Here is a 23418-nt window from a genome sequence, read left to right as displayed (position 1 = left end):
AAAAAAAAGAATAAAAAGTGATATTTAATCTATTTTACTGAACACAATTCGCCATGCAAAGTGCAATCAGCTTAAACAACGGAGCTCATCATGCCCCAAACCCTGCTGGCCGCGCTGCCGTTCGCTATCGCGCTGGCCTGGTTGTTGCCCACCCTGTGGCCTGGCCGCGCATTGCCTCGCCACTGGCGAGCAGCCGAATTTGCCGCCATCGGCGGCGGTCTGCTGCTGCTTGCTCCGATATTCATGTCACAGCCTGCGCCCTGGTTTTCCGCCGCTTGGCTCATGCAGGCGCTGATCCAGTTGCTGGGTTGGATGGTACTGCGCTATTCGCGCCGCTATATGCAAGGCGAGCCGGGTCAGGCGCGCTTTTTGCGCGCCATCGGCAGCCTATTGGCGGCAGTGACGGTGGTGGTGCTAGCCAACCATCTCATGCTGATGGCGGCGGCCTGGATAGCTTGCAGCCTGTCTTTGCAGGCGCTGCTCACTTTTTATCCTGACCGTCCAGCCGCACAACTGGCCGCGCGCCGTGAATGGCGCGCAAGCCGGCTGGCCGAACTGCTGTTGTTTGGCGCGCTGTTGTCATGGTCCTACGCCGGGGGCAGCTTGAGTTTGTCGCCGGACGCGCAGACGCCGCTGGCAAGCGACGCTCAGGGCTACGCGGCGGCGGCTGGATTGCTGCTGGCCGCCGCGGTGGCCATCAAGGCCGCCCAGCTGCCTTTTCATGGTTGGCTCACTCAGGTGATGGAAGCCCCGACACCGGTTTCGGCGCTGCTACACGCCGGAGTAGTCAATTTGGGAGGCGTGGTGTTGATTAAAGCGGCGCCGATACTGCAGGCCGCGCCGCAAGCCAATATCCTGCTGATGCTGTGGGGAGGCGCCAGTGCGCTGCTGTGCTGTGTGGTCATGCTTACGCGCATCAGCATCAAGCTGCATTTGGCCTGGTCCACCTGCGCGCAGATGGGCCTCATGCTGCTGGAAATTGGCATGGGTTGGTATTCGCTGGCCTTGCTGCATCTGCTTGCTCACTCGTTCTATAAGGCTCACGCGTTTCTATGCACGGGTGAGGCCGTGCGCAACACCACAACGCAACATATGCGAGGAGAGAAAGCCGCCGCAAGTCTTTGCGCCTACTTGGCAAGGGGACTGCTGGCGGTGCTGTTGCTGGGCGTCTCGCAATGGCTGTGGCAGCGCTGGATATCCGTCGCGGCGTTGCCTCCGTTGTTTTGGTTGGTGATAGGGCTGGGCATGGGCGCGCTGCTGCGCGGCTGGGCTGGCTGGATAACAGCCATAATCTTGACCCAGTTTTATCTGTTTCTACACATCCTGGCAGCCCAAATCCTGCCGTTACATGGCCCGACTCCGCCGGAGTGGGCCCAGAGCTTGCTGGCCGGGATGTTCCTTTTCGTTTTTCTGTTGCAAGGCTGGCTGCTGCGCCATCCGCAAGGCGCGCTGGCGCGTCGGATCTACCCGCGGGCTTTCGCCGGTTTTTACTTGGATGAATGGTGGTGCATGCTGGGCCGCCGCCTTCAAGGCCCAGCCATTCCCTTGCTCCTGAAATGGCCCCAATTGCAGGAGAGCCGCCGTGACTGAGCATGAACAAGCCATAGCCCGAGCCCTGGCCGCTATCGCGCCGGCCTGGCCGCTGGATAGCCTGGTGGCCAGTTCGCCCTACTGGGGGCTGCGAGACCAGCCCTTTCACCAAGCTGCCGATACCTTGCGCCAGGCAGCCAATAGTCCGCTGCACCTGCCTCAAAATGAATATATGGATGCTTGGCGACGTGGTGAAATCAGCCCAGACGCATTGGAGGTTGCGCTATCGGAAACGGGGTGGACCGACGGCGTGCAAGCCTGGCTGGACGCCGCGCCCCCCCAAAGCGACAGCGATTCGCTCTTGTCGCCGGGTGCGCTGGCCACTTATCACCGCGAAGCGGCCGGGCCGCTTAATGTGCAAAGCTGGACAGATGTCGTTATCCAGCAAATCAGCCAGTATTGTGCGGCTTGGTTTGATCGCGATCAGGCCAACTGGCACCTTGACCATGAGCATGGCTTTTATGCGGCGTGGCTGGAACAGATACGCCAACCTTACGGTCTGAGCGTCTTGCCGGAACGGCGGGAACAGATTCGCCTGCGTGCCGAGCAGCTGCCCGGCGACGCGGAAGCCATGCTGACGGTTGGTCTCACGCAGCTGCAACCGGAGTCATCATGGCTGACGACTTGGCTGCAGGCTTTATTGATGCGCAATAATGGCTGGGCGGCTTGGTGCGCCTATCTAAACTGGCAGGCAGGGCTGAACGGCGAAAGCGACGGCCACCTGCGCCAGCTATTAGCCATCCAGATAGCCTGGGAATGTTTGCTCGACGACGGCATGCGCGCGCCGGACAGCCCCTGGGCGGCCTGGCGCCGCGATTGGGATCGGCGCCGGCATGGCCGCGCCGACGCGCGCTTGCTGATCTGGCAGCGAGCCCATGAGCTGGCGCTGCATGGTCCGTTAACCCAGGCGTTGTGCCGTGAATCGTCTACGGAAGAGGCCATGCGTCCGGCAATGCAAGCGGTGTTTTGCATCGATGTGCGTTCCGAACCGCTGCGCCGCGCACTGGAGGAAACCATTCCTGAAAGCCGCACTCATGGTTTCGCCGGATTTTTCGGTCTGCCGCTGGCTTACCGTGTACCAGGCAGCGAGACGGCCCTGCCGCGCCTGCCGGTGCTGCTAGCGCCGGGTTGGGAGGCGAGCACGCCGCTTGAGCCTAAGCCCCTTATAACGCGACACGGCTGGCAGACCTTCCAACGCTTGCCTCTCTCCGGCTTCGCCCTGGTGGAAAGCGCCGGTCTTGGCAAGCTGGCCGCGCTGATCCGGCGCAGCAAAACGCGCAGCTATCAAGCCACGCTGCCTCAGCTCGACCCCTGGCTTACGACAGAGGCGGCCAAACCAGTGCCGCAAGACCAACTGGGCCTGGAAAAACGCGTGGAAATTGTCTCTGGCCTGCTGCCTGCCATGGGGCTGTCCGGCGTGCTGGCGCCTTGGGTGCTGCTGACCGGCCATGCCAGCCACGCCAGCAATAATCCGCAAGCGGCGGCGTTACAATGCGGCGCTTGCGGCGGTCATGGCGGTCACCAGCATGTGCGGCTCCTGGCCAACTGGCTCAACGATCCCGCCTTGCGCACGCGGCTGGCGGAGCAGGGCCAGTCCATTCCCGCCGACACGGCATTCCTGCCCGCGCTACACCTTACCCACAGCGACGAAATCCTGTTGCTGGATACCGACGCCCTGCGCGCGGAGGCGCACGCGCGCCTGCCCGAGCTGCAGGCGAAGTTGCGGGCGGCCTCTGCCTTGGCGCGGCGGCGTCGCGCGCCGCTATTGGGTCTGGAGCCGGCAGCGAGCGACTCCATTTTGCTGAAAAAAATGCGACAGAAGGGCGACGACTGGGCGGAAACACGGACCGAATGGGCGCTGGCGGGCAATGCGCTGTTCATCGCCGCATTGCGGGCCAAGACGCGGAAGCTGGACCTGGACGGCCGAGCCTTCCTGCATGAATACGACTGGCGCGCCGATCCGGACGGCAAAGGACTGCAAGCTATCCTTGCCGCGCCCATGGTGGTGGCTCACTGGATCAATATGCAATACTTCGCCTCCACGGTAGACCCGCGCCGCTTTGGCAGCGGCAACAAGCTGCTTCACAATGTGGTGGGCGGCCGCATCGGCGTGTTCGAAGGCAATAGCGGCGATTTGCGCATTGGCTTAGCCTGGCAGTCCGTCCATGACGGCCAGCGCCTGCGCCACGCTCCGCTGCGGCTGGCCGCTTGCATAGACGCGCCGCCGGACAAGCTGGCGGAAGCGCTGGCGGCGCAGCCCATCCCGCGCCAACTGGCGGAAAACGGCTGGCTGCACCTGTATTGCGTGCACGGCGACACGCCGCTGCGCTGGCATGCCGACGGCGAATGGAAACATGACTGAATGTCACGCCGCCTTGCTGACCCGGCACGGCAAGCATGCCGCCATCGCCCCCAAACTTGACGGTATTGGCTGGGGCCTGACGCTGGTGGATAGTTTCGACACCGACAGCCTGGGCACTTTTACCGGCGAAGTTCCGCGCGCAGGCAGCCAGCGAGACGCAGCGCTGGCCAAGGCCAAGTTGGCTTGTGAGTTCAGCGGCTTGCGCTATGGCATTGGCAGCGAAGGCAGCTTCGGCGGCGACCCGTGGCTGGGTGTTTGCGGCTGGGGCGCCGAATTATTGCTGTGCTGGGACGCGCAGCGCCAATACGCGGTGGAAGCCTGGGTGAGCGGTCCAGAAACCAATTTCTGCCGCTGGACGCTGAGCCATCTGGCGGCTTTGCCCGACATTCTTCGCCTATCAGGCTTTCCGACACACGGTTTGATTGTCGGCCGACCCGGCGAGGCAGCCTTCCATAAGGGATTAGTAGACGAAGCGGCGTTGCAAGAGCATCTTGCCCTGTATCTCGTCGACGGGCCTCTGCATCTGGAAAGCGATATGCGCGCCCATCGCAATCCAACGCGCATGGCGATGATCGCACGCTGCGCCGCTGTATTGGCGGAAAGACTGATCTGCACATGTCCAGCGTGCAAGGCGCTGGGTTTTGGCGAAATCTCCCCACTAGCCGGCGCCCCATGCAAAGACTGCGGCGTGCTCACCAGCCAAGCCAGTGTTCGCCGCTGGCAATGCCCATGCTGTCAATACCGGCGTGAACAGCGATTACATGTAGCGGTTTCACCGCAATACTGCGACAACTGCAATCCCTAGCCTTATAAAACCTGTTCACGATCTGCTCCGCGCCGTTAGAGACCTTGTGCGATAAGTGCAGGCATTCAAAATGCCCGCGTGCCGCGCGAACATTCCACTTCCTCAGCTGTTTTCGCCTTATCTCGCCTTCTACGACTTTTTTGGCTTGACTGCTGATTGCTCGTGGCAATGGAAGGCAAGAGGCGGTTGCCGTTTGCCTAACATGTTAACCGCACATGACCTCCAGATATTAATGTCATTCGTTTTCATGATGCATATGGCAAGTCATTTGTATTTATTTTTATTTTTGGAATGATTTTTCAATGGATTAATGTGACGAAGGATCAGTAATTGCGAGTGGGAAATATTGCTTTAGGCATAAAAAACTATCGCTTTAAGGAAATCCTTATAGATGCATTTGTTTTAAATACGTATTCTCGGCGCCACTTGCTGCGGTAGTGAAGCGGGATTTGCTGCTGGTGACAGCAAGCTTTTTGCAATAACAAAGCATCATCTGAGGTGACGCTGAATTATTGCCAATTTTTCATGTGGAGGTTTTTGTGAAATATAAAAGTTTGCTTTTGGTGTTGGGGGTTGCGTTTTCTGGGGTGTCGCAATTGGCTTCGGCAAATAGCGCGGATTTGCTGATTACCGGTAAATTGGTGCCGCCTTCGTGCACGCCGACTTTGAGCGGCGGTGCGGTCATCGATTATGGCGATATTCAGGTATCCGAACTGGGCACTAACGCGGCGACCACTCTGGAGGATCGAAAAGTCAGCCTGACAGTAACCTGCCTGGAGGATACCGCGCTGGGCATTCGCATCACCGATGCACGCTCGGAGAGCAAGCCCTTGTTGATAACCGAAATTCCTCTGCCAACTAATCCTGCCGGCAGCCATGCGGTAGCCTTTTCCAACAATCAAACCATGGGTTTGGGGAACGATGTGGCAATGGGAAAGCTGGGCGTATGGTGGCTGAGCATGGAGTTCGACAAGCTGAAAGCAACCAATAAAGCTAATGATGAAGTGGGCGAAACCGGAAAACTATTGTACTCAATTAATAATGGCGTTTCTTGGGGAGAGACGACTACCACCCCACTTGATCCGCATTACATCGGCGGCAATGTCACCACTTTTGCCATCAAAGGAAAAGCGACTAATACCCCTGCGGTAGCCACCGTGCATGAGTTCCCCATGGTGGTGGCAGCGGCATTGAACATCAAGGGACGCTTGAATGTGAAGGACGACACCAAACTGGATGGCAAAGGTACTTTCACTATTTATTACCAGTGATTTGCTTGAGCGAATCAGCGCTGAATAAGTCTTGAGTCAGCGCGCTTGAATACGGGCCGGCGGCATGCTTGCCGGCCCGGTTGATACGGTTTGGCGCGGTGAATAAACGCCGTCCTTGATGGAAAAGAGTTTCATATGATGCATGCGCTGAATGTATTCGCCGTTGCGGTCCGCGGCGGCGCAATGGCCGGCGCCTTGGCGCTGGCCCTGCTGCCCGCGGCGGCCTGGTCCGCCGGCGTGGTGCCGGAAACCTCGCTGGTGGTGGTGGAAGAGGGCGATGGCGAGGGCGTGATCAACGTCAAGAATACCGACGCCCACGCCAGCCTGATGTATGTGCGGCTGGAAAACCTGCCAGAAGACCCGGAGCAGCTATTGCTGGCGACGCCGCCAATTTCCAGGGTGGAGGGTGGGGAGAAACAACTGGTCCGCTTCTTGTTGAAATCGCCGCAGCCGCTGCGGACCGAACGGCTGATGCGGGCGTCTTTCGAGGGGATTCCTGCGGTGTCCGCTGACAAGGGACATCGCATTCAGATGACTTTCAATCAGAACCTGCCCGTGCTGATCCGCCCCAAGGGGCTGCCGCGTGAAAGAGAGCCATGGACCAAGTTGCAATGGAGCCAGGCGGAGAACGGCAAGTTGGAAGTCAAGAACGACAGCCCCTATGTGGTGCGGCTGTCCACGCACAAGGTGGAGTTACAGCCTGGCAAGCAAGCGCTGGAGCTGCCCAAGGCCTATATCCTGCCGGGCGAGCGGCTGCAACTAGAGCCGGCAGGCCAGGCGCTGCTGCTGGACGCTACTCACGTCAAGTTATGGCCGGCAACTAGTTACGGCTATGCGATGGATTCATTCACCGCGTCCTTGAACTGAACGGTGAGGCCTGGCCATGAACATTAGCCAAGCGATTACCGCGGCGATGCGCGTTTCCATGCTGGCCGGGCTGCCGTGCATACCGGCCCTGGCGGCGAACGCGCCATTCGCGATGACGGCCGAGGTGGTGCCCCCCAGCTGCACGCCCAGTTTTTCCCATAACGGCGTGGTCGATTACGGCCTCATCCCCTGGTCGGCCTTGAATCCAGGTGCGACGCTGCTGGGCGAGCGGGAGATCAGCTTGCATGTGCAGTGCGATCAGCCGGCGTTGGTGGGTTTGAGCATACGGGACAACCGCGGCGACAGCCGCGCCACCATCGCCGTCATGGGCCGGCTTCAGCCGACGGGAGGAGGGGCGTTGCCGTCGCTGCCGGCGGAGGCGGAACAGACCCTGGGGCTGGGCCTGGATAGCCGAAAGCAAGCGCTGGGCTATTGGTGGCTGAGCCTGATCGAGGCCCATGTGGACGAGCATCCAGCGACGCTGATGCGCAGCGCTGGCCGGCAGGAGGGCTGGTTGCAAGCCAACGCCGAACCGTTGGATTTGCGTTACGGCTATGCACTGGGCTCGCCGCAGCGCCAGACCTTACAACCGGCCCGCTCCCACGCGTTCAAGCTGCGCGTCGGCGCGGCGCTCAGGGGGCGGCAGACACTCAGCGCGCGCGAACCGGTTAACTTGGACGGTCACGCCACCGTCACGGTCTTCTATCCCTGATCTCTCCATCCAAATCTTGGGTCCTGTTAGATGAAGTATTCAATTGAATGGCTGCTCAGGCCCATCCCGTTATTGCTGTGGCTGGCCGGAACGTTCCCGACGGCGGCACTGGCGACGAACGAAGCCCGCGACATAAGCGGCGAGGGCGTGCAGTTTGACTTGGGCGTGTTGAAGGCGAGCGGCATCGACCCCGGGGTGGCGGAGTACTTCAGCCTGGGCGCGCGCTTTGTGCCGGGCAGGAATCGGGCGTCCTTATTCGTCAACGGCGCGGATCGCGGCAGCGCCGAGGTGCGCATAGACGAGGGCGGCCGCCTGTGCGTCGACGACGGATTCTGGACGGCGGCCGGTTTGCAGCCCACGGCCGGCCCGCCGCCGGCAGAGGCCGGCTGCCGGGAGTTGACGGCCTTTTATCCGCAGGCGGCGGTCAAGCTGCGGCCAGAGCTGGCACGGGTGGATATCCTTGTGCCCAGCGGCGCCTTGCGGCGCAAGCAGGAGCAACTGGGCGCTCACGATAGCGGCGGCACGGCCGGCGTGTTCAATTATGAGGTGTTGGCCATGCGCAGCAGCGGAGGCGGGCGGAGCCAGCAGTATCTGCAAGGTTTTACCGAAATCGGCTTCAATTGGCAGGACTGGATGGTGCGCAGCCGGCAAAGCTTCGCGCGCAACGGGACGAGCAATCGCTTCCAGTATCTCTACAGCTATGCGCAGAAGACCCTAGTGAACAGCAAGGCTATCCTGCAAGTGGGCGAGTTATCGCTGAACAACCCCTTGTTTGCCGGCGTGAACTTCTCCGGCGCGCAGTGGCTGCCGCAAGGGGCCTTGCTGCCGCGCGGCAATCTGCCGCAGGTCAGGGGCATCGCTCAGAGCGAGGCCCGGGTGGAGGTGAGGCAGGCAGGTGCTTTGGTGTACAGCACGCTGGTGCCCCCCGGCGCTTTCGAACTGAATGATGTGCCCATCCTTTCGGCGGGCTTCGACCTGAATGTCACCGTTACCGAAAGCGATGGCGGCCAGCACGCCTTCACAGTGCCGGCGGCGGCGTTTTTTGCCAGCCCGGGCGGCGATATCGAGGGTTTCAATATGGCGGCGGGCAAACTGCGTCAGTTCAGCGGCCAGGATGGCGACACGCCTTGGTTGTTCTCCGGCGGCCGCAGCTGGCGGCTGGGCCGGGAACTGGATCTCAGTTTGGGGGGGATGTGGTCCGAACGCTTTCATTCCATCGGAGGGGCCTTGTCTTATCTGTTAAGCCCTGGAATGGTGGCCGGCATGCGTGCCGTGACCTCCCGCGACGGCGAGGCGGGAAGGAGCGGCGCGCAATACAGCGCGTCCTTGAGCGCGAGCTGGAGCGAGCGCCTCTCCGGCGCGCTGAACCTGAGCCGGCAAAGCGCCCATTTCCGCACGCTGTCGGATTATGCGGCTCGTCGGCAAGAGGTGCCGGCCGCGCTGACACAGTACGGTCTATCCCTGTCCTACAGCCATGAGTTCTTGGGCGTGTTCAGCCTGAGCGCCACGCGCTCGCATAACGGCGGCGATGCTTCCCCGCGCTTGAATGGAGGCTGGTCACGGCGAGTGTGGGACGCCAATGTTTCCTTGAACGTGGGCCGAGATCTGAGCCAGGGCTCTGGCGCGCATCGTAATCAGTTTTACTTGAACGTCGATCTACCGCTGGAACGCGCCAGCTTAAGCGCTTATCTGCAACGCTATGGTCAAAGCCAGACTTTGGGGACCAGCTACCGAGAAATCGTCAGCGATAGCTTGAATTACGGCGTGGCGGTGGATCGCGACGCCGACCAGAACAGCACCGGCTTCAGCGGCAATTTGCACTGGATTCCGCGTTACGCACAGCTGGGCCTCGGCATGAGCCAGCGCGGCGGCACCCAGTCGTACAACGCCAGCCTGCGCGGCGGAGCGCTGCTGCATGAGCGCGGCCTGACCTTCTCGCCCTATCCGCTGCGCGACAGCGTCGGGGTATTGTCGGTGGGCGGCTTGCCCGGCGTGAAGTTCAGCACGCCCAGCGGCCCGGTGTGGAGCGATAGCGAAGGCCATGCGGTATTGGCCAATCTGAACGCTTACGCCGACACCCGAGTGGAGTTGCAGACGCCTAGCCTGCCGCGCAATGCGGATGTGAAGAACGGCTTGAAAGTCGTGCGTGCCGGGCATGGCTCGGTCAGCCGGGTGGACTTCTCGGTGCTCAAGACCCAGCGTTTGCTGATCCAGATCGCGACAGAGGACGGCGAGGCCTTGGCATCCGGCCTGAGCGTGGTGGATGGGGAAGGGCGCTTCATCACGATCACCGGGAGCGGGGGCGAGGTGTTTCTGGATCAAGCCACGGCGCAAAACGGGCTGTATGTGGAATCTCCGCCAAGACGGCGTTGCCGCTTGGACTATGCTTTGCCGGATGAGGACATTTCCGTGATCTACCAAACCATCAGGGCGCGATGCGCGCCGGGCGCGCAGCTCGAAGTGGACGCATCGGACCGCAGGCTCGCTGGCTGAGATGCTGTTCACCGCCAGCGACAGGAGTAAGTCTCCATGTGCCGAAGGAATAAAGACATGAGAATGAACAAGTGGATTTTCATCGTACTGACACTGCTTAGCACCGGCGTCGCAGCCGAGGAGCAGCCGTGTGTATTGACGTTGAGCACGCCCAATCTGGACTATGGCGCGGTGCCGTTGGCCGCACTGCGCGAGGGTTTCGACCGGAGTGCGCCGAGCGGGGGCCTAGAGGCGCGGATTTTGAGTTTGCAAGCCGTCTGCGAGCGTCCCCAGGCGCTGGCCCTGCGTTTCAATGGTCCGGCGGCGGATGCGGCATCCTATCGTTTCGGACCTCAGGGTGTGGTGCGCCTGATCCTGCGCTCGGCTACGCTGGATGGTCGTGACGCTTACTTCCTTGATGAAGGGGGGAGCGGCGGTGAGCGCTTGCGCTCCGTCCAGTTGCGTCCTGGTCAACTGGTGCATATCAATCCCGACAGCGGCGGCTTGGGCCGGGCTTTGCAGTTGGAACTTGAGGTCCTGCCGGCCTTGCCGATTGGTACGGCGCATGCCCGCGAACGTGAGCGCTGGCAAATGAACGGGGTGTTCGAACTACAGGCCTCCGCCGCGGAATGAAGCGCTGGCCTCCGCCGTTTACGGTAAGTGCTGCATTGCGCCGGTTAGCACGTCTCGACGCCACCTTCTGCGACCGCATTCTGGTAACGGTAAAACGTCTAGCCATGGGGTTACTCCTGCGCTTGCGAGCTGTTTTTGAGCCTGGCTTGCGCACATTGGCGTCTTGCTCTCTTTCCCGAGATGCAAAAACATCTGTTTAATCCTAGATTCGACATCCATTTTCATGCATTTCTTTCTGGACGTCCCTGAGCTTTTGCATCGTATCTGGTTCTTTATTCATCCCAGGCTCTAGCATTCGATCGTAGTAGTTCCGTATTTGCTTGAGCATTTCACAGCTTCTTTTCACCTGGATCACTGGCGCTGAATTTTGTGACCCTTGTGCCGCAGCGATACTGGGATCTCTCGTGTTGAAGTTAATGCCCTTGAAACGTGTCCCGGCCGGGCAAAACTGCGCGGTCGTATACATGATTTGTGATTCGCTAACATAGCACTCCAGCCCCCCCGCCTGCAGATTGGGGCGTCGAGTAGGCTGCTGTGCAGCTCTGGGGGCTATGGGCCTAAGCAAGTCGTCCCCTTGAGCTTGGCCCTGAGTCATCTGTCGTTTAAATGTTGTGCCAGGAGGGCAGGTGGCCTCATTGGTGAGGTGGCTTTTCCCGTCCTTTGTTTTGCACTCAATCACGCCAGCCTGTGCCGTGGCGGCCCATGTCACGATCAACACAAGACTCATTCGCTTCATGCCTTTTGCTCCAGCCATCACCTGGGCTCATGCTAAACGAATTTTTCACTGAAGGGCTAGCGGCAGGGCATGAAAATACCCCCCCCCGGTAACAACCGTCAGGATTTGTATTTAATCGTTACCGTAACAAAAATCTTCTGCGGAGCCGTGGACCGGGCGAGCATCTGAGCCCTTGACGCCATGACCGCATAAAACCCTCCGGGCTGTGCCCGGGGATTGAGGGCTTGCCCGAGCATCCCCGGGGACTGCCTCCCGGCGAGGGGCTTTGTCTTTTTTGGCGTTGAATGCCATAGGGCAAGCCTGCGAGCTAATATCCGTCTTTTGTTTCATTCTGGGCTGCTAGGCGTCGCGCATTGCGGTACTCGCTCAGGAAGGCGACTTCTTCATAAACAAACAGCTCTGACAAGCTCGTCAGGACTGCATTCAAACTCACACCACGGATTGCCGCGTTTCATTTCCTGTACTGAATGTTGTTGTCGGAACATCCAAAAGACAGGTATTTGAGTGCCTGGAGCAGGCCGATGGCCCTGCGTCGCATATTTGCTAATTTGACATAATATACATATGGCATGTGTCGATTACGCTACATGTGGTGTTTGTCATGCTCTGCGATGCGCTAGCTCTGTCAGCGCTTAGGCCCCCCATCAACATCACCCCCGCCGTCAGCCCGCCCAGGGCGAGGGCGCCCATCTTTTTTAGCAAGTCCTCCCAAACGTCCTTACGTGCTTGATTTTTCTCGCGTTCCATCTGCGCAGCAGCGATGACGATCATGCCGTCAATGCCCAAGACTTTCGCGACCATGATGCATGCGAAGTCGTCCATTGTCCGTGCACCGGTCATGTATTGGCTGAGGGTATTTCCGCCGATACCTAGCTTTTCAGCCTTCTTGTTCTGGCTGATGTCCCCCATCTTTTCGATGGCTTCTTGCAGGTAGTCCACGCTTAGTTTCAATGTCTTCTCCATTGCACTCTCAGGTGAGATTGATCTAGCATACCCTTTCTGATCTCGCTTGAGAGCAGTTGGTTGTTAACCAATTTTAGCAGGGGAGAGCGCCTTGAAAGCCAGCCAGCCTCAAAAACTCACGTACCGCTTGCATGACGAGATTTCCCCGTTCTGGGCTGTTCATCGTTCAGCGCGTGCAAAGGCGCTTCATGGCTTTCACTCGGTGCTGGAACGTGACTATGCGCGAGGCCTTCGCGTCAGCCCTGATGTTGATACAGAAGATCGCCCTTTGTCCTTGCAGTGCATGCCGTCCCACGCCCATCTGCTGGCTCCGAAGCCGCGTCACATGTTTTGGAGTGTGCGCTACATCGGCCAGCGCAATCCCCAGCAGCCATACCGCCCCGTCGAGGTTGTCACTTTTGCCCCTGTTCATGCCTTCTTCCATGGCATTTTCCGTAACCGTAACGGAAATTCTCTGACGATTATCCGTCACCGTAACGAATTTAACCCCGCAGCCAGCCGCTGCATTGACTGAGACCACACCATGAAAACCCTTCTGACCATGTTCGAGCACTCGCACGGCGTCTCTCAGAAAACCGGACGCCCCTACAGCATGGGCTCCCTGAGCGCACACTTCCCGGCCAGTGACTTTTCGAAAGAGGGCTACACCCGCGAAGTGCGCGGCTATGAGCAAGTACCGGTAGAAGTCGCAGATTCTGCGATTGATAAGCTGAAAGAGATGTTTTACCCGTGCCTGGCGGATCTCGTCACCGAGACCAAGATCCAGCGCATCAACGGTAAGTCGGTGCCGGTCGTTGTTGTAACCGGCGTTTCTGGCTGGGAACGCCTGATCCCCCAGCGCGAAAAATCCGCCCCGGCCAGCGCCTGATCATGACGCTCTTCGTCGACTGGATCACTATCTCGCAACGACATCCGGGCCGCCTTGACCCGGATTCGGGCGAGGTGGTGCCGTCTCTGCCCATGGTCGACGAGGGTGTAATTGGCAAGTTCCCGCGCAGCGATGAAACCGGAGAGTACGACGAGGATCCAGAGTGGGCGATGCAGGCCCGCAAGAAACACCGCGGTTCCTTTGACTCCCTGGTCACGATTCACTGCGACGGCTTCACCGTCTCACTATCCGGCAACATTGGCCGGCTCAACCGCTGCGACAACCTGTTCAACCTGACTTTCGATCAGACCATTGCACGCTGCAATGAACTGCTTGCGGAGTACGGTTTACCTCCGTTCACCCCTGGGGAGAAGTTGGTAAACCCTACGCCGTCGGCCTACGACATCAAGCAGGGCATCTTCGAATACTGGACCGGCGCTTCCATCAGCCGCCTGGACCTAACCCGTAACTACGCCTCTGGCTCTCCACAGAACGCCCAGGCCGTCATCGACTGGCTTGGCACGCAATCAGTCAATCACATCAAGCGCGGCCGGGCAGGCGAGAGCACCGTTAATTGGGGCTCTGCCGGCGGCCGCAAGCGCATCACAGCCTACATCAAACACGTCGAAATGCTCGTGCATCGCCATGGCCGTCAACGCGATCAAGTCGAGCTGGACCCCGTTTACCAATACGCAATGCAGCAAGGCATCGTCCGGCTGGAACTGAAAGCAGGACGAAACCTGCTCCGGGACAACCTGTTGCGCTTCCTTGGGGACATCAGCATGGAAAAACTCTCTCACCTGTACGAGGCAGAGGTCACGCCGCTGGTGACCCGCGTCAAAACCGACGTAACCCGGCTTGAGCTTGAGCATCTGCCTAAGTCTGTACGCATGACTGCTGCCGCTTACCTGCGCGGCGAAAATGTGCGTGCGCTGCTGGCCCGGGCGACCTTCTTCCGCCATGCGAAGATCCTTCGCGACTACGGCGTAGACATTTCCGAGCCGCTGGCCACCATCGGTAAGTTCACCTCCGTCATCAAGGTGATTGAGTTGGCGCCGGTCAACGAGGCTCCTAGCTGGTACTGGCAGCACCAAGAGCGAATGACTTCCGCCGTCTCTGGAAGTGATATCGCCTCGGATCTGACGCCTCAAGTCAGCCCTTACGCCCATCTTCATGCCGCATTAGAGGCGTATACCGTCCCGGCCCGCACCGACTTCCTGCACTCGACGCCTTCTAACGTCGTTCCCATCACAAGGCAAAGCCATGCCGCTGTGCCTCATTCCTAATGCATCCGGGTCTGTCGCGATTACCGCCGACGCCCCGCAAACCTGCGCTGGTTATTTGGCGTTGACACAAGCCGAATATGCCGCCGCTACGTCTTCGGTTTTTCCTCCGTTGACGCTAGAGCAGGGGGCCGCAATTGCGCTTGCTGTTGGCAGTTTGTGGGCTCTTGCATTTCTTTTCCGTGCTTTGAAAAACTCACTGTCCAATCAAACGGGCGATTCTTAGGAGATTTTGAAATGAAAAAATTCACTTTTGTGAAACTGGCGGGTGTTCTGGTTGCGGTTGGTGCTGCGGCTCCGGCGTTTGCTGCACCGGTCAGCATTGATACTGGCGATATCACTTCGACCATTGCTGCCGGTGCCACGGCGATTTCTGCTATCGGCGTAGCGGTGCTGTCTATCTTCGCTCTTGCGAAGTGCTACCAGCTGGTCAAAAAGGCTTTTTAAGCCGCATTAAACCTGCCGGGGGCTTCGGCCCCCTTTTTTTATCTGGGGGTGACATGTGGAAGGTTATATTGTTTTTATCGCTCTTATTGGGGCCTTTTGGATTCTTTTCTCTTAGTTTTGCCGACACCATTCCGGCATTAAATGATCCGGCGACAACAAAATCAATTGATTCGATTGGCGAGGTTTTTGATTCTTGGATGAATTCAAGCTATCCGAATGAAAAGGCTGCGTGTGCTGCGCGCACTGCTCGCAATAATGCAGCCGGTACAAAGGGTTATTCTTGCTCTCCCGCTGGTCGTGGCTTATTGCGTGAGTCTGCGACAGATTTCGGTACTTGGACGACTTCGCTTTCATACGATACAGATTATTCTTGCCCTGCTGGCTATAGGCTGTCTGCCGATAAATCAACGTGCACAATGCCTGGAAATCCTTATTGCCCATCTGGCTATGTCTTATCGCAAGACAAAACAACATGCTCAAACTCAGGGCCTCCCGCAGAGCCTGTTTGTACCGGTGTGCAGCTTTCAAATTACTGTGCCTCCTTGTCTGGAAAATCAGTAGACGTTTCCAGGTTCGCGGATAAGATCGCTGGCCGTTCCAGAATGTGTGACAACGTAAACACTCAAGCACCTGGTTGCTTGATGGTGGAAGGAACTGGCTGCCGAATTACAAGTAATTTTCCGCTCACTGGCAAGTTTTCATATAACGGCCAAGCCTGCGCTCGTTTACCTAATGGCGATCCTGATAACACAGAAGGTGCGCCTAGTCCTAATCAATGCGCTCCTGGCGAGTCGTTTGGTACTGTAAATGGGGTGACTGGTTGTTTTGCTGGAGGACCGATCCAACCATCTGAAAAACCACCGGTTGATCTTTCAACAGGGAAAGATGCCAATGGAAATTGTGCTGCTGGCTATGTTGGTCGAATTAAGAATAACCAGCTCGAATGCAATCCGTCTCATGTCCCAACTGATGGCGCAACGTGTCCTTCTGGATGGAATGCCGTTGGCGTGGGAGGCAAAACGGTGTGCGTTGATCCTACATCCGGTCCTGGTGGCTCTACCGGCGGAACGGGCGGCACTGGTGGAACTGGCGGCACGCCTGGAGGAGGCGGTAACAATGGAGGCAATACCGGCGGCAATACTGGTGGTGGCAAGGGCGATGCATCTTCCCCAGGAGGGAAACCAGGGGAGGGTGATAAACCGGGTGACAAATGCAATTACACCGGCATGCTTTCCTTTTTGTGTGATTCTGCGCCTCCATCGTTTAACCCGGATAAATCCGGCTTGTCTGGTGATATTGGTGGTGATTTAGGCTCAATGTTGGATACGCGTGACTTTGTGTTTGGCACTTCATCCTGCCCGCCGGATTATTTCGTTGATTATTCTATTGGTGGTGCCGCAGGTCGCTTAAAACTCACATATTCCCCGTGGTGCACTATTGCTCAATTTGTGCGCCCCATAGTCATTGCTATTGCGTTCGTGATTTCTGGCTTTATTATTTTTTCGGGGAGGATTAAATAATGCAAATGCTCCTTGGTTTAGTGTGGGCCATTGTGGCCACTCTGCTAGAGTCTGTTATATCCAGAATTATTGGAGCAGTTGGCTTTGGCATGATTACTTATTCCGGCGTATCTTCCTTGTTTGCACTGTTAAAGAATTCTATCACTAGCAGCGCTGCATCCGTGCCAGTTGCCATTGCTTCAATAATGTCAATGTCCGGCTTTGGTACTGCTATATCCATTATGATTTCTGCTTTAACCATTCGTGCAACATTGGACGGAATGGATAAAGCGGGCAATGTGGTGCGCAGCAAATGGAAGGGGTTTAAGTCGTGATCACGCTAATTACTGCTGTCCCAGGCTCCGGCAAAACCTTGTACACTCTCAAAACCCTGGCTGAAATTGCGAAGCGTGAAGATCGTCAGGTTTATTATTACGGAATTAAACTTACCGACTATGGCAAGGAGCATTTAGGGTGGGTTGAGCTTGAAGATCCGCACAAGTGGTACGAGCTGCCAAGTATGGCCATCGTCGTGATTGATGAGTTTCAGAAGGTTTTTCCTAAACGCCCGAATGGTGCCCAGGTGCCAAAGTACATCAGCGAATTTGAAACCCATCGCCACCTGGGGCTTGATGTGTATTTGATCACCCAGGGCACCAAGCTTTTTGACACACACTTAAAGGACCTGATTGGCAAGCACATTCACCTATTACGCATTTTTGGTGCCCATGCGGCCCAAGTGCTCAAGTGGGATGGTTGCCAACAAAGTCCAAACAGCAGGGCGGTTAAAGCCGATTGCTTGGACAAGTCCAAGTTCATTTATCCGAAAGAAGTTTTTAAGTGGTATGTTTCGGCTGAGGCTCATACCCATAAAATCCAGATTCCAAAAAAAATATGGGCGTTCTTGTTTTTCTTGGTGCTTGCCGTCGTATCCATTTACTTCTCAATCAAGTTGGTCGGCACTTTGGGCAAAAAAGATGCTGACTCGCTTGGTACAAAAGTGTCAGCTAGCCAGCCTGCCACCACACAAGCCCAGAGCGCCCCAGCTCAATCAAAACGTGCACTGACACCCGTTGAGTATGCTGCAGCGAGGGTGCCGCGCATGACAGGGGCGCCGGAGTCTGAGCCTCGCTTTGATGACTTGGCGACGCCTAAGACATTTCCAAGGATTGTTGCGTGTATATCCAGCGCGAAGCGGTGCGCCTGCTACAGCCAGCAGGGCACACAGGTGGATCTGCCAGACTTCATGTGCAGAGAGCGTGTAGCTCGCTCCCAGTTCGATCCGTATGTCGATGAACGGCAGCTGCATGAGAACACCCAATTAGTTAATCAACAGCTACCCCAGCCACCGCAACGATCACAGACCAGCCCGCAACCTACCGTCGTAGGGATAGGCAACGAACGCTTTTTTGAACCCATCAATGGATCTAGGGCCGTCAAGTAAGGAGTCAGCGCTATGCAACAACTTATGCACGTCTACGTTCAGGATTTCATACTCATAGTCATGACCATTGGCTTTGTCTCAGCATTCCTAGCCCTGCTATTTTGGGCAATGCTCGAGCCTGGCTTCCGCACATTGGTGACTTGGCTCTCTCTACTGACACGCCCAATTTTCTGGCGTTTTGCGCGCTACCTGGTGCGAAGATATCCGATGCCTAAACGCCATAAATCGTTACCGTAACGAAAAATAACATTCCACAAAAAAGCCCGGGTGTATTTCCCGGGCTTTACTTCGTATTGGTCTACTTAGAACACGGTCTTACATCCATTAAGGGCTAGTTCTGTTTCAACCTCTATCAACTTAGACACGGTTTCTGTTTTGTTTTTCTTGAGCTCGCCTCGGTAGTAGCTTCTTAGGCTGAGCAATACAGAGCAGCTTCTTTTTGGCCTGGTTTCGCGCAACCTAGGCGCTTCTAATGTTGATAGGAGATCGTCTTGCGCAGGTTTCAGTTCTTTTGCCATTGTGCGTTTGAGGGTAGTTCCTGGTGGGCAGGCTGCTTCGTTCGTCAGATGGCTTTTACCGTCCGCAGACTTGCACTCAATCACATCGGCCTCGGCGATTGTCCAGACCATTAGTAATACCAAACTAAGCCGCTTCATGCCGTCCCCCTTTTCTCTGTAGAAGGTCAATGCTAATCGAATAGCCCTATCTCGCGCCAACGTGCGCGTTAGATCGTTGCCTGGGGTCAAGGGATAGACCGGAGGCCGCAGCCGCGGCGGAGCCGTGGACCGGGCGAGGATCTGCGCCCTTGACGCCATCACCACGTTAAAACCCTCCGGGCTGTGCCCGGGGATTGAGGGCTTGCCCGAGCATCCCCGGGGACTGCCTCCCGGCGAGGGGCTTTTGTCTTTTTTGGCGTTGAATGCCATGGGGCAAGCCTGCGAGCGGAGCGCGGTGCGGCGCGAGTGTCGAGCGACGCTGAGCGCTCCAGCGGAGCAGGGCGCGTAGCGCGGGCGGCGTAAGCCGCCCATCAAGACGGGTGACTCAGTAATACCCGTCTTTTGTCTCATTTTGAGACTTCATCACCGAAGGGAACCCGCCTTTAATCGTCGCCCAGGAGCCTGTTCAACAGCATGCCGAAGCGGGCTTGTCGGTGGCAGTTGTCGCGGTAGAAATCGCGCTGAGTCATCAAGCGTTCGATGAGGTCTGCTTGCTGGGCTGCGAGGCGTCGCGCATTGCGGTACTGGCTCATGAAGGCGACTTCTTCATAGTTGATGCGTTCTCCTGTGGCTGGGCACACAAGAGCGTCTCCACGGTCGTCTAGCCTGAAGCCTCGGAACGGGCCGAATTGATCGCCAAGCCTGATAGAGGATCTCAACGTGAGGTACAGGTAAACGACCTTGGGCACGGGCTTTCTGCCGCTGCGATAGTAGGCCAACTCTTGTGCGGGAATGCCCAGCTCGTTGGCCATCTGTTCGATGTCACCAAAACAAACAGCCCTGACAAGCTCGTCAGGGCTGCATTCAAACTCACACCACGGATTGCTGCGTTTCATTTCTTGTGCTGAATGTTGTTGTCGGAACATCCAACAAGCCAGAGTGTTGTTTTAATTAACCTGTACAAAAGGACAGGTGTTTGAGGGCCTGGAGCAGGCCGTGGACCCTGCGCCGCATGTTTCTAAGATTTGACATAATATACATTATGCGAACATTGGTTCATTGAGCCTACCCCGTACTCTTAAGTTAAGTTGGCTCATAGATTAGTTTGGCTAGACCTTTGCCAGATTTGTGCAACAACGCCTTCTCTGCCGTACGCTTGACTCTTTTAATCTTCAGGGCACTTCAATTGTTGTGGCTTGCCGGGCCTTTTGGTCTATCGCCCCAACAATCAACTGATAGAGCGCGGGTGGCAAGTCGTGCCCCATCCCGTCAAGCAGCATGAGGTCTGCATTCGGGATCGAAGTGGCGGTGTCCTCTCCGCAAGCTGGAAGAATGAGCGGATCTTCTGTTCCGTGCACGATGAGCGCAGGCATCCTAATAGTAGCCAGTCGTGAACGTCGATCCCCTGTGACGGCCATTGCCGCGATCTGTCGCCCGGTTCCACTGGGGTTGTATGCGCGCCGGGCTTCTTCAAGAGCAAGAAGACAGTAAGCTTCTTTATCCAACGGGTATCTAGATCCGGCGATGCGTTGTGCAAAGGTGAAGGTGTGCGCTAAAAATTCCGATTCGTCGGTGAAAGGATTGGGTGCGGGACGTGTCAACATCGCTATAATGTCAGGCTCGGCTTGCGGAAGCGCAGGATTACCCGAGCTCGACATGATCGAGGTCATGGATAACACTCGGTCAGAATAGTCGCTTGCCATAATCTGCGCGATCATGCCACCCATGGACCGACCAACGACATGTGCCCGATCAATGGAGAGAGAATCAAGCAGACTGATTGCATCTGCAGCCATATCGTCGAGAGTATAAGGAACGTCCGGTCGCTGTCCTGCCATTAGCGTAGCTGCCAACGCGCTGAAATCCAGTGGAGGATATTGGCTGAAATGGGTCGAACAACCGGTGTCACGGTTGTCGAAACGAATCACGCGGTAGCCTCGCGCGGCTAGTTCTTCGCAGAATGGCCCCGTCCATCGAATCATCTGTGTTCCCAATCCGGCAATGAGGAGGATCGTGGGGTTGGCTTCGTCGCCAAAGCTTTCGTAAGCCAGCTTAATGCCGTTTGCTTGTATGGTTTTCATCGTCCTGACCCGGATCAAGTTGGGAACTGAAGCTAACTCAATGGTGTGCTGCGCCAGCCAAGTGCTACTGCGTGGACGCGCACATCTTCAGGCCAATTTGCGGTAATTTCGTTAAATCGTATGTGGTCATCGGCAAATAGCGCACGCGTAGATTCTTCAAATCCGGGGAGATCCCCAGCGATCGCAGAGATGAAGTGATACGCTCGTTCGTGCGCAGCGCGGCGATTGTCCCGTGGATTATTCGCACGTCTGGCGTCCTCGACGAGCTTCCGCAATGCCACTGACGCTCCTTCTGGCTGCGCCGAGAGCCAATCCCAATGCCGTGGCAACAGCGTGATCTCACGCGCCACGACTCCCAGTTTTGGACGACCCCTGCGGCGAAGCACGCCATGTTCTGACTCTCTGCTAGATCCGTGAATACAGTTGGAGTCTGTCGCTGTCTGTGTGATGCGTGAAATAATTTCATCGTCTGTGCCACGGAGATCGACATCGGTTGTGCGGCCCGTCGCGTTGTCGAAGATCAAAATGGGCTCCGTGGAGCCATTCTCCATCACGCGCTTTACAGCTAGTGCGACTGATGCGAGCAGGCCGGATGCGATATGTCGATACCCATCAAACGCGGTATAGGACGGCAATGTGGTAGCTGATTCCATATATCAGTCACCAGAGTTAAGATGTGGCCAATTTACACCCGGGTAAAATTTCTGTCTATATTACCCGGGTAAATATCGCCATTGTGCGGCACTGCGCGTTGTTCTATCGCTTGGCCTCTGGCTTGTGAAAGCAGTCCGGCGGCGGGTTGCCTTTGATGGCGGCTTTGTAAATTTTCCTGGCCAGCTCGAAATCGGGTTCGCCATAACGCGCCGGATCGGCCTTTAGCGCCTGCTCCAGCATATTGGTCAGGTGTGCCCACTCTTTATCATTTAACGTTACGGTGACGGTATTTGCCCGATACTTGCGCTGCCGTTCAGCACCGGACATCGCTAGGCCTGTGGTTGGCCGGCCGCGTTTCTTGGTGGTGACGTCAGACTTTTCTTGCAACGGCTCCGTGTTCATCGTGTGCCCTCCTCTGCTTGTCTGAGCTCATTATGCGTTACGGTGACGGAAATTAAAAATTACCGTCACCGTAACGTAAAATATCTGCTGAGTTGCTCCGCCACGTAGCGCTTGTGCCAGTCACTTCGCCCTGTATGCATAATTAATTCGAAGGATATATGGTATTGAGATGCTATTTTTTTTGTTTTTGGATTAAAATTTGGAATAAAGTAAATATGTGACAGGTATTTGCATGGCATTTTATTTGTCGAGTTCGCCCGCTAGAGCGATAACCAGCAACACTGGCTGCGCGCAGCCGGAAGCAACGATCTAAATGACCAACAAAAACATAAAACTACATAATCAACGGCTGCCCCAGCACCTGCTGCGGGCACGAGAATCGGTGATGGCCTACTTCCGTCCGATCCTCAACCGTTACGGGGTGACAGAGCAACAGTGGCGCATTTTGCGAGTTCTGGAGGACTTTGGAGATCAAGAAGCCGGCGTGATCGCGGACCGGGCTTGTATCTTGCCGCCCAGTCTGACCGGCATCTTGGTCCGCATGGAAAAAGCGGGGTTGATCCATCGCCAGCGTGATCATATTGACAGCCGGCGGCTGATCATTTCAATGTCGCGGGACGGGCGCGAGCTGATTCAACAGATCTCTCCGTTGGCGGAAGACTGTTATCGGCAGATCGAAAGCCACTTGGGCCAGGAAAAACTGACGCAGCTGCTGGGCTTGCTGGATGATCTGGAGAAACTGCCGGCTCCGCGGGTCGGCTGAGTCAGCGCTCGGGCTCTGGGGTGGGCACCCCCTCGGGTTCGGGCAATCTCCTTGCCGGGTCTTGCCGATAGAACAAGGCAAGCTGCTCATAAAGCTCCGGGTAATCCAGCTTGAGATGATGCGGCAGCTCGAAAAAAGCCTCGCTTAACACGGCGAAGAACTCCGCAGGGTTCTCTGCCGCATACGGATCCAGCCAACCAGGATCGATTCCGCGATCCAGCATGCGGCACAATAAACGATAACTTTGAGACCAGGCGCGGCTCCATTGCGCCTGGTTCATTCCTTTGTGCAAAGGTGGCGACCCGTTGGCCGGACCGCTTAACATGTCCAGTTTGTGCGCCACTTCATGGATCACCACATTCCACCCGTCCAGTTGCTCAGAGGCTCGCGCGTCCGGGAGCGACAGCACTACCGGGCCGTCCTGACGAGCCTGGCCTATCAGCACGCTCTCGCTTTCATGCTGCAGGCCGATGCCATCCATCCAGATGTCGCGCGCGACAAACGGAGACGGGTACAGCACCACATCGCTCCATCCGCTCAAGGCGGATTTACCCAGATTCATGGCAGGCAGCGCCATTTGCAAGGCCACGCTGGCGCAGGAACGGGCGCCTAGCCGCACCCCATCCTGTCCGGAAAAGCTTTTGCTGCGCAAAATCCAGACGGCCAACTCTATCAAGCGCAACAGCTCCGCTTCGTCCAAACCGGACAGCAGCGGCATGCGCGCAGCCTGTTCTCGCAGCACGGCCATCGTTTCCGGAGCGGTTTTGCCGGATAACGCGCGGCGAATCCACTCAATCGCCATGAACTCTCGTCCCGTTTTATCGTCTCTCCTACTCTGAGGGCGATTTTGCGCATTTCAATGCGCGACCCATCCGATCTGTCGCAAGACGTCAATATTCCGCTTTCGCTG

The 23418-nt window shown here is 57.1% G+C and carries 24 protein-coding genes; 16 read left to right on the top strand and 8 right to left on the bottom strand.

Annotated elements, in window-relative coordinates; translation table 11 throughout:
• The first annotated feature begins 90 nt into the window (after positions 1 to 90).
• The 8 genes from BR71_RS07050 to BR71_RS22815 all read left to right on the top strand — a co-directional run bounded on the left by BR71_RS07050 (position 91) and on the right by BR71_RS22815 (position 10712).
• Positions 91 to 1590 (top strand): NADH-quinone oxidoreductase subunit L, encoded by a 1500-nt coding sequence (locus BR71_RS07050; protein ID WP_052370400.1) that lies wholly within the window; start codon positions 91 to 93, stop codon positions 1588 to 1590.
• Positions 1583 to 3952 carry a YbcC family protein gene (locus BR71_RS07045; RefSeq protein WP_052370399.1) on the top strand — a complete coding sequence of 790 codons (2370 nt, stop codon included), beginning with the start codon at positions 1583 to 1585 and terminating at the stop codon, positions 3950 to 3952. Before BR71_RS07050 ends, BR71_RS07045 begins: the two co-directional genes overlap by 8 nt.
• Positions 3945 to 4757: a DUF6671 family protein gene (locus BR71_RS07040; RefSeq protein WP_052370398.1), complete on the top strand. Its 813-nt coding sequence runs from the start codon at positions 3945 to 3947 to the stop codon at positions 4755 to 4757. The genes BR71_RS07045 and BR71_RS07040 overlap by 8 nt, the downstream gene beginning before the upstream one ends.
• Positions 4758 to 5296: 539 nt before the next feature.
• Positions 5297 to 6028: a DUF1120 domain-containing protein gene (locus BR71_RS07035; protein WP_162179196.1), complete on the top strand. Its 732-nt coding sequence runs from the start codon at positions 5297 to 5299 to the stop codon at positions 6026 to 6028.
• Positions 6029 to 6163: 135 nt separating this feature from the next.
• Positions 6164 to 6895, top strand: a complete 732-nt coding sequence (locus BR71_RS07030) for a fimbria/pilus chaperone family protein (RefSeq protein WP_208854848.1) — start codon at positions 6164 to 6166, stop codon at positions 6893 to 6895.
• Positions 6896 to 6911: 16 nt separating this feature from the next.
• The gene (locus BR71_RS22820; RefSeq protein ID WP_052370397.1) at positions 6912 to 7607 is read left to right on the top strand and encodes a DUF1120 domain-containing protein; all 696 of its coding nucleotides are present in this window, start codon (positions 6912 to 6914) and stop codon (positions 7605 to 7607) included.
• Between the two features lie 30 nt (positions 7608 to 7637).
• On the top strand, positions 7638 to 10100 hold the full coding sequence (locus tag BR71_RS07020; RefSeq protein WP_081862583.1) for a fimbria/pilus outer membrane usher protein: 2463 nt from the start codon (positions 7638 to 7640) through the stop codon (positions 10098 to 10100).
• A 63-nt stretch (positions 10101 to 10163) separates the two neighbouring features.
• A complete protein-coding gene (locus BR71_RS22815; RefSeq protein WP_162179195.1) occupies positions 10164 to 10712 on the top strand; it encodes a DUF1120 domain-containing protein in 549 nt (182 codons plus the stop codon).
• Between the two features lie 202 nt (positions 10713 to 10914).
• Here BR71_RS22815 and BR71_RS07010 read toward each other — a convergent pair whose 3' ends face one another.
• Complete coding sequence (locus BR71_RS07010) at positions 10915 to 11448, bottom strand: hypothetical protein (protein ID WP_043634731.1); 534 nt, start codon at positions 11446 to 11448, stop codon at positions 10915 to 10917.
• Positions 11449 to 11991: 543 nt separating this feature from the next.
• Positions 11992 to 12411 (bottom strand): DUF3693 domain-containing protein, encoded by a 420-nt coding sequence (locus BR71_RS07005; protein WP_043634728.1) that lies wholly within the window; start codon positions 12409 to 12411, stop codon positions 11992 to 11994.
• Positions 12412 to 12502: 91 nt separating this feature from the next.
• Between BR71_RS07005 and BR71_RS24110 the strand changes: the two genes are divergently transcribed.
• The 7 genes from BR71_RS24110 (at position 12503) to BR71_RS06965 (ending at position 17952) form a co-directional block, all read left to right on the top strand.
• The gene (locus BR71_RS24110; RefSeq protein WP_156038888.1) at positions 12503 to 12925 is read left to right on the top strand and encodes a hypothetical protein; all 423 of its coding nucleotides are present in this window, start codon (positions 12503 to 12505) and stop codon (positions 12923 to 12925) included.
• A gap of 9 nt (positions 12926 to 12934) precedes the next feature.
• A complete protein-coding gene (locus BR71_RS06995) occupies positions 12935 to 13279 on the top strand; it encodes a hypothetical protein (protein ID WP_043634722.1) in 345 nt (114 codons plus the stop codon).
• A 2-nt stretch (positions 13280 to 13281) separates the two neighbouring features.
• Positions 13282 to 14565, top strand: coding sequence for a phage/plasmid replication domain-containing protein (locus BR71_RS06990; protein WP_043634719.1), 1284 nt, complete (start codon positions 13282 to 13284; stop codon positions 14563 to 14565).
• A gap of 234 nt (positions 14566 to 14799) precedes the next feature.
• Entirely contained in the window at positions 14800 to 15009 is a 210-nt protein-coding gene (locus tag BR71_RS06985) for a major capsid protein (RefSeq protein ID WP_052370395.1), read from the top strand.
• 53 nt (positions 15010 to 15062) lie between these two features.
• On the top strand, positions 15063 to 16529 hold the full coding sequence (locus BR71_RS24105) for a virulence factor TspB C-terminal domain-related protein (protein ID WP_156038886.1): 1467 nt from the start codon (positions 15063 to 15065) through the stop codon (positions 16527 to 16529).
• Entirely contained in the window at positions 16529 to 16843 is a 315-nt protein-coding gene (locus BR71_RS06970) for a DUF2523 domain-containing protein (RefSeq protein ID WP_043634710.1), read from the top strand. The genes BR71_RS24105 and BR71_RS06970 overlap by 1 nt, the downstream gene beginning before the upstream one ends.
• Positions 16840 to 17952: a zonular occludens toxin domain-containing protein gene (locus BR71_RS06965; RefSeq protein WP_043634707.1), complete on the top strand. Its 1113-nt coding sequence runs from the start codon at positions 16840 to 16842 to the stop codon at positions 17950 to 17952. The genes BR71_RS06970 and BR71_RS06965 overlap by 4 nt, the downstream gene beginning before the upstream one ends.
• Before the next feature lie 302 nt (positions 17953 to 18254).
• Here BR71_RS06965 and BR71_RS24100 read toward each other — a convergent pair whose 3' ends face one another.
• The 5 genes from BR71_RS24100 to BR71_RS24095 all read right to left on the bottom strand — a co-directional run bounded on the left by BR71_RS24100 (position 18255) and on the right by BR71_RS24095 (position 21745).
• Entirely contained in the window at positions 18255 to 18878 is a 624-nt protein-coding gene (locus BR71_RS24100; protein WP_156038884.1) for a hypothetical protein, read from the bottom strand.
• A 173-nt stretch (positions 18879 to 19051) separates the two neighbouring features.
• Positions 19052 to 19504 (bottom strand): hypothetical protein, encoded by a 453-nt coding sequence (locus BR71_RS06955; protein WP_043634701.1) that lies wholly within the window; start codon positions 19502 to 19504, stop codon positions 19052 to 19054.
• A gap of 276 nt (positions 19505 to 19780) precedes the next feature.
• A complete protein-coding gene (locus tag BR71_RS06950) occupies positions 19781 to 20689 on the bottom strand; it encodes an alpha/beta fold hydrolase (protein WP_043634872.1) in 909 nt (302 codons plus the stop codon).
• A 32-nt stretch (positions 20690 to 20721) separates the two neighbouring features.
• Entirely contained in the window at positions 20722 to 21342 is a 621-nt protein-coding gene (locus tag BR71_RS23465) for a DUF2239 family protein (protein ID WP_081862581.1), read from the bottom strand.
• A gap of 103 nt (positions 21343 to 21445) precedes the next feature.
• The gene (locus tag BR71_RS24095; protein ID WP_156038879.1) at positions 21446 to 21745 is read right to left on the bottom strand and encodes a hypothetical protein; all 300 of its coding nucleotides are present in this window, start codon (positions 21743 to 21745) and stop codon (positions 21446 to 21448) included.
• A gap of 313 nt (positions 21746 to 22058) precedes the next feature.
• Here BR71_RS24095 and hpaR point away from each other — a divergent pair, with 313 nt between their 5' ends.
• Positions 22059 to 22508: a homoprotocatechuate degradation operon regulator HpaR gene (gene hpaR / locus BR71_RS06945; protein WP_051002808.1), complete on the top strand. Its 450-nt coding sequence runs from the start codon at positions 22059 to 22061 to the stop codon at positions 22506 to 22508.
• A 1-nt stretch (position 22509) separates the two neighbouring features.
• On the opposite strand, the gene BR71_RS06940 is transcribed toward hpaR, so the two are convergent.
• Complete coding sequence (locus BR71_RS06940) at positions 22510 to 23310, bottom strand: M90 family metallopeptidase (RefSeq protein WP_043634698.1); 801 nt, start codon at positions 23308 to 23310, stop codon at positions 22510 to 22512.
• Positions 23311 to 23418: the final 108 nt, after the last annotated feature.

It is taken from the genome of Chromobacterium haemolyticum DSM 19808, from assembly GCF_000711885.1.
In the GTDB taxonomy this organism is placed as follows: Bacteria; Pseudomonadota; Gammaproteobacteria; order Burkholderiales; family Chromobacteriaceae; genus Chromobacterium; species Chromobacterium haemolyticum.
The sequence above is the reverse complement of the archived record's forward strand: the minus strand, read 5'-3'. Positions and strand labels throughout refer to the sequence as shown.

What these genes read in the sequence shown, in the direction of transcription:
- BR71_RS23465 (WP_081862581.1), bottom strand. Translation starts at nt 21,342, where the DNA reads ATGGAATCAGCTACCACATTGCCGTCCTATACCGCGTTTGATGGGTAT.
- BR71_RS06985 (WP_052370395.1), top strand. Translation starts at nt 14,800, where the DNA reads ATGAAAAAATTCACTTTTGTGAAACTGGCGGGTGTTCTGGTTGCGGTT.
- BR71_RS07010 (WP_043634731.1), bottom strand. Translation starts at nt 11,448, where the DNA reads ATGAAGCGAATGAGTCTTGTGTTGATCGTGACATGGGCCGCCACGGCA.
- BR71_RS24100 (WP_156038884.1), bottom strand. Translation starts at nt 18,878, where the DNA reads ATGGCATTCAACGCCAAAAAAGACAAAAGCCCCTCGCCGGGAGGCAGT.
- BR71_RS07030 (WP_208854848.1), top strand. Translation starts at nt 6,164, where the DNA reads ATGATGCATGCGCTGAATGTATTCGCCGTTGCGGTCCGCGGCGGCGCA.
- hpaR (WP_051002808.1), top strand. Translation starts at nt 22,059, where the DNA reads ATGACCAACAAAAACATAAAACTACATAATCAACGGCTGCCCCAGCAC.
- BR71_RS22820 (WP_052370397.1), top strand. Translation starts at nt 6,912, where the DNA reads ATGAACATTAGCCAAGCGATTACCGCGGCGATGCGCGTTTCCATGCTG.
- BR71_RS06940 (WP_043634698.1), bottom strand. Translation starts at nt 23,310, where the DNA reads ATGGCGATTGAGTGGATTCGCCGCGCGTTATCCGGCAAAACCGCTCCG.
- BR71_RS06995 (WP_043634722.1), top strand. Translation starts at nt 12,935, where the DNA reads ATGAAAACCCTTCTGACCATGTTCGAGCACTCGCACGGCGTCTCTCAG.
- BR71_RS07050 (WP_052370400.1), top strand. Translation starts at nt 91, where the DNA reads ATGCCCCAAACCCTGCTGGCCGCGCTGCCGTTCGCTATCGCGCTGGCC.
- BR71_RS22815 (WP_162179195.1), top strand. Translation starts at nt 10,164, where the DNA reads ATGAACAAGTGGATTTTCATCGTACTGACACTGCTTAGCACCGGCGTC.
- BR71_RS06955 (WP_043634701.1), bottom strand. Translation starts at nt 19,504, where the DNA reads ATGAAACGCAGCAATCCGTGGTGTGAGTTTGAATGCAGCCCTGACGAG.
- BR71_RS06970 (WP_043634710.1), top strand. Translation starts at nt 16,529, where the DNA reads ATGCAAATGCTCCTTGGTTTAGTGTGGGCCATTGTGGCCACTCTGCTA.
- BR71_RS07020 (WP_081862583.1), top strand. Translation starts at nt 7,638, where the DNA reads ATGAAGTATTCAATTGAATGGCTGCTCAGGCCCATCCCGTTATTGCTG.
- BR71_RS24105 (WP_156038886.1), top strand. Translation starts at nt 15,063, where the DNA reads ATGTGGAAGGTTATATTGTTTTTATCGCTCTTATTGGGGCCTTTTGGA.
- BR71_RS07040 (WP_052370398.1), top strand. Translation starts at nt 3,945, where the DNA reads ATGACTGAATGTCACGCCGCCTTGCTGACCCGGCACGGCAAGCATGCC.
- BR71_RS06950 (WP_043634872.1), bottom strand. Translation starts at nt 20,689, where the DNA reads ATGAAAACCATACAAGCAAACGGCATTAAGCTGGCTTACGAAAGCTTT.
- BR71_RS07005 (WP_043634728.1), bottom strand. Translation starts at nt 12,411, where the DNA reads ATGGAGAAGACATTGAAACTAAGCGTGGACTACCTGCAAGAAGCCATC.
- BR71_RS06990 (WP_043634719.1), top strand. Translation starts at nt 13,282, where the DNA reads ATGACGCTCTTCGTCGACTGGATCACTATCTCGCAACGACATCCGGGC.
- BR71_RS24095 (WP_156038879.1), bottom strand. Translation starts at nt 21,745, where the DNA reads ATGAACACGGAGCCGTTGCAAGAAAAGTCTGACGTCACCACCAAGAAA.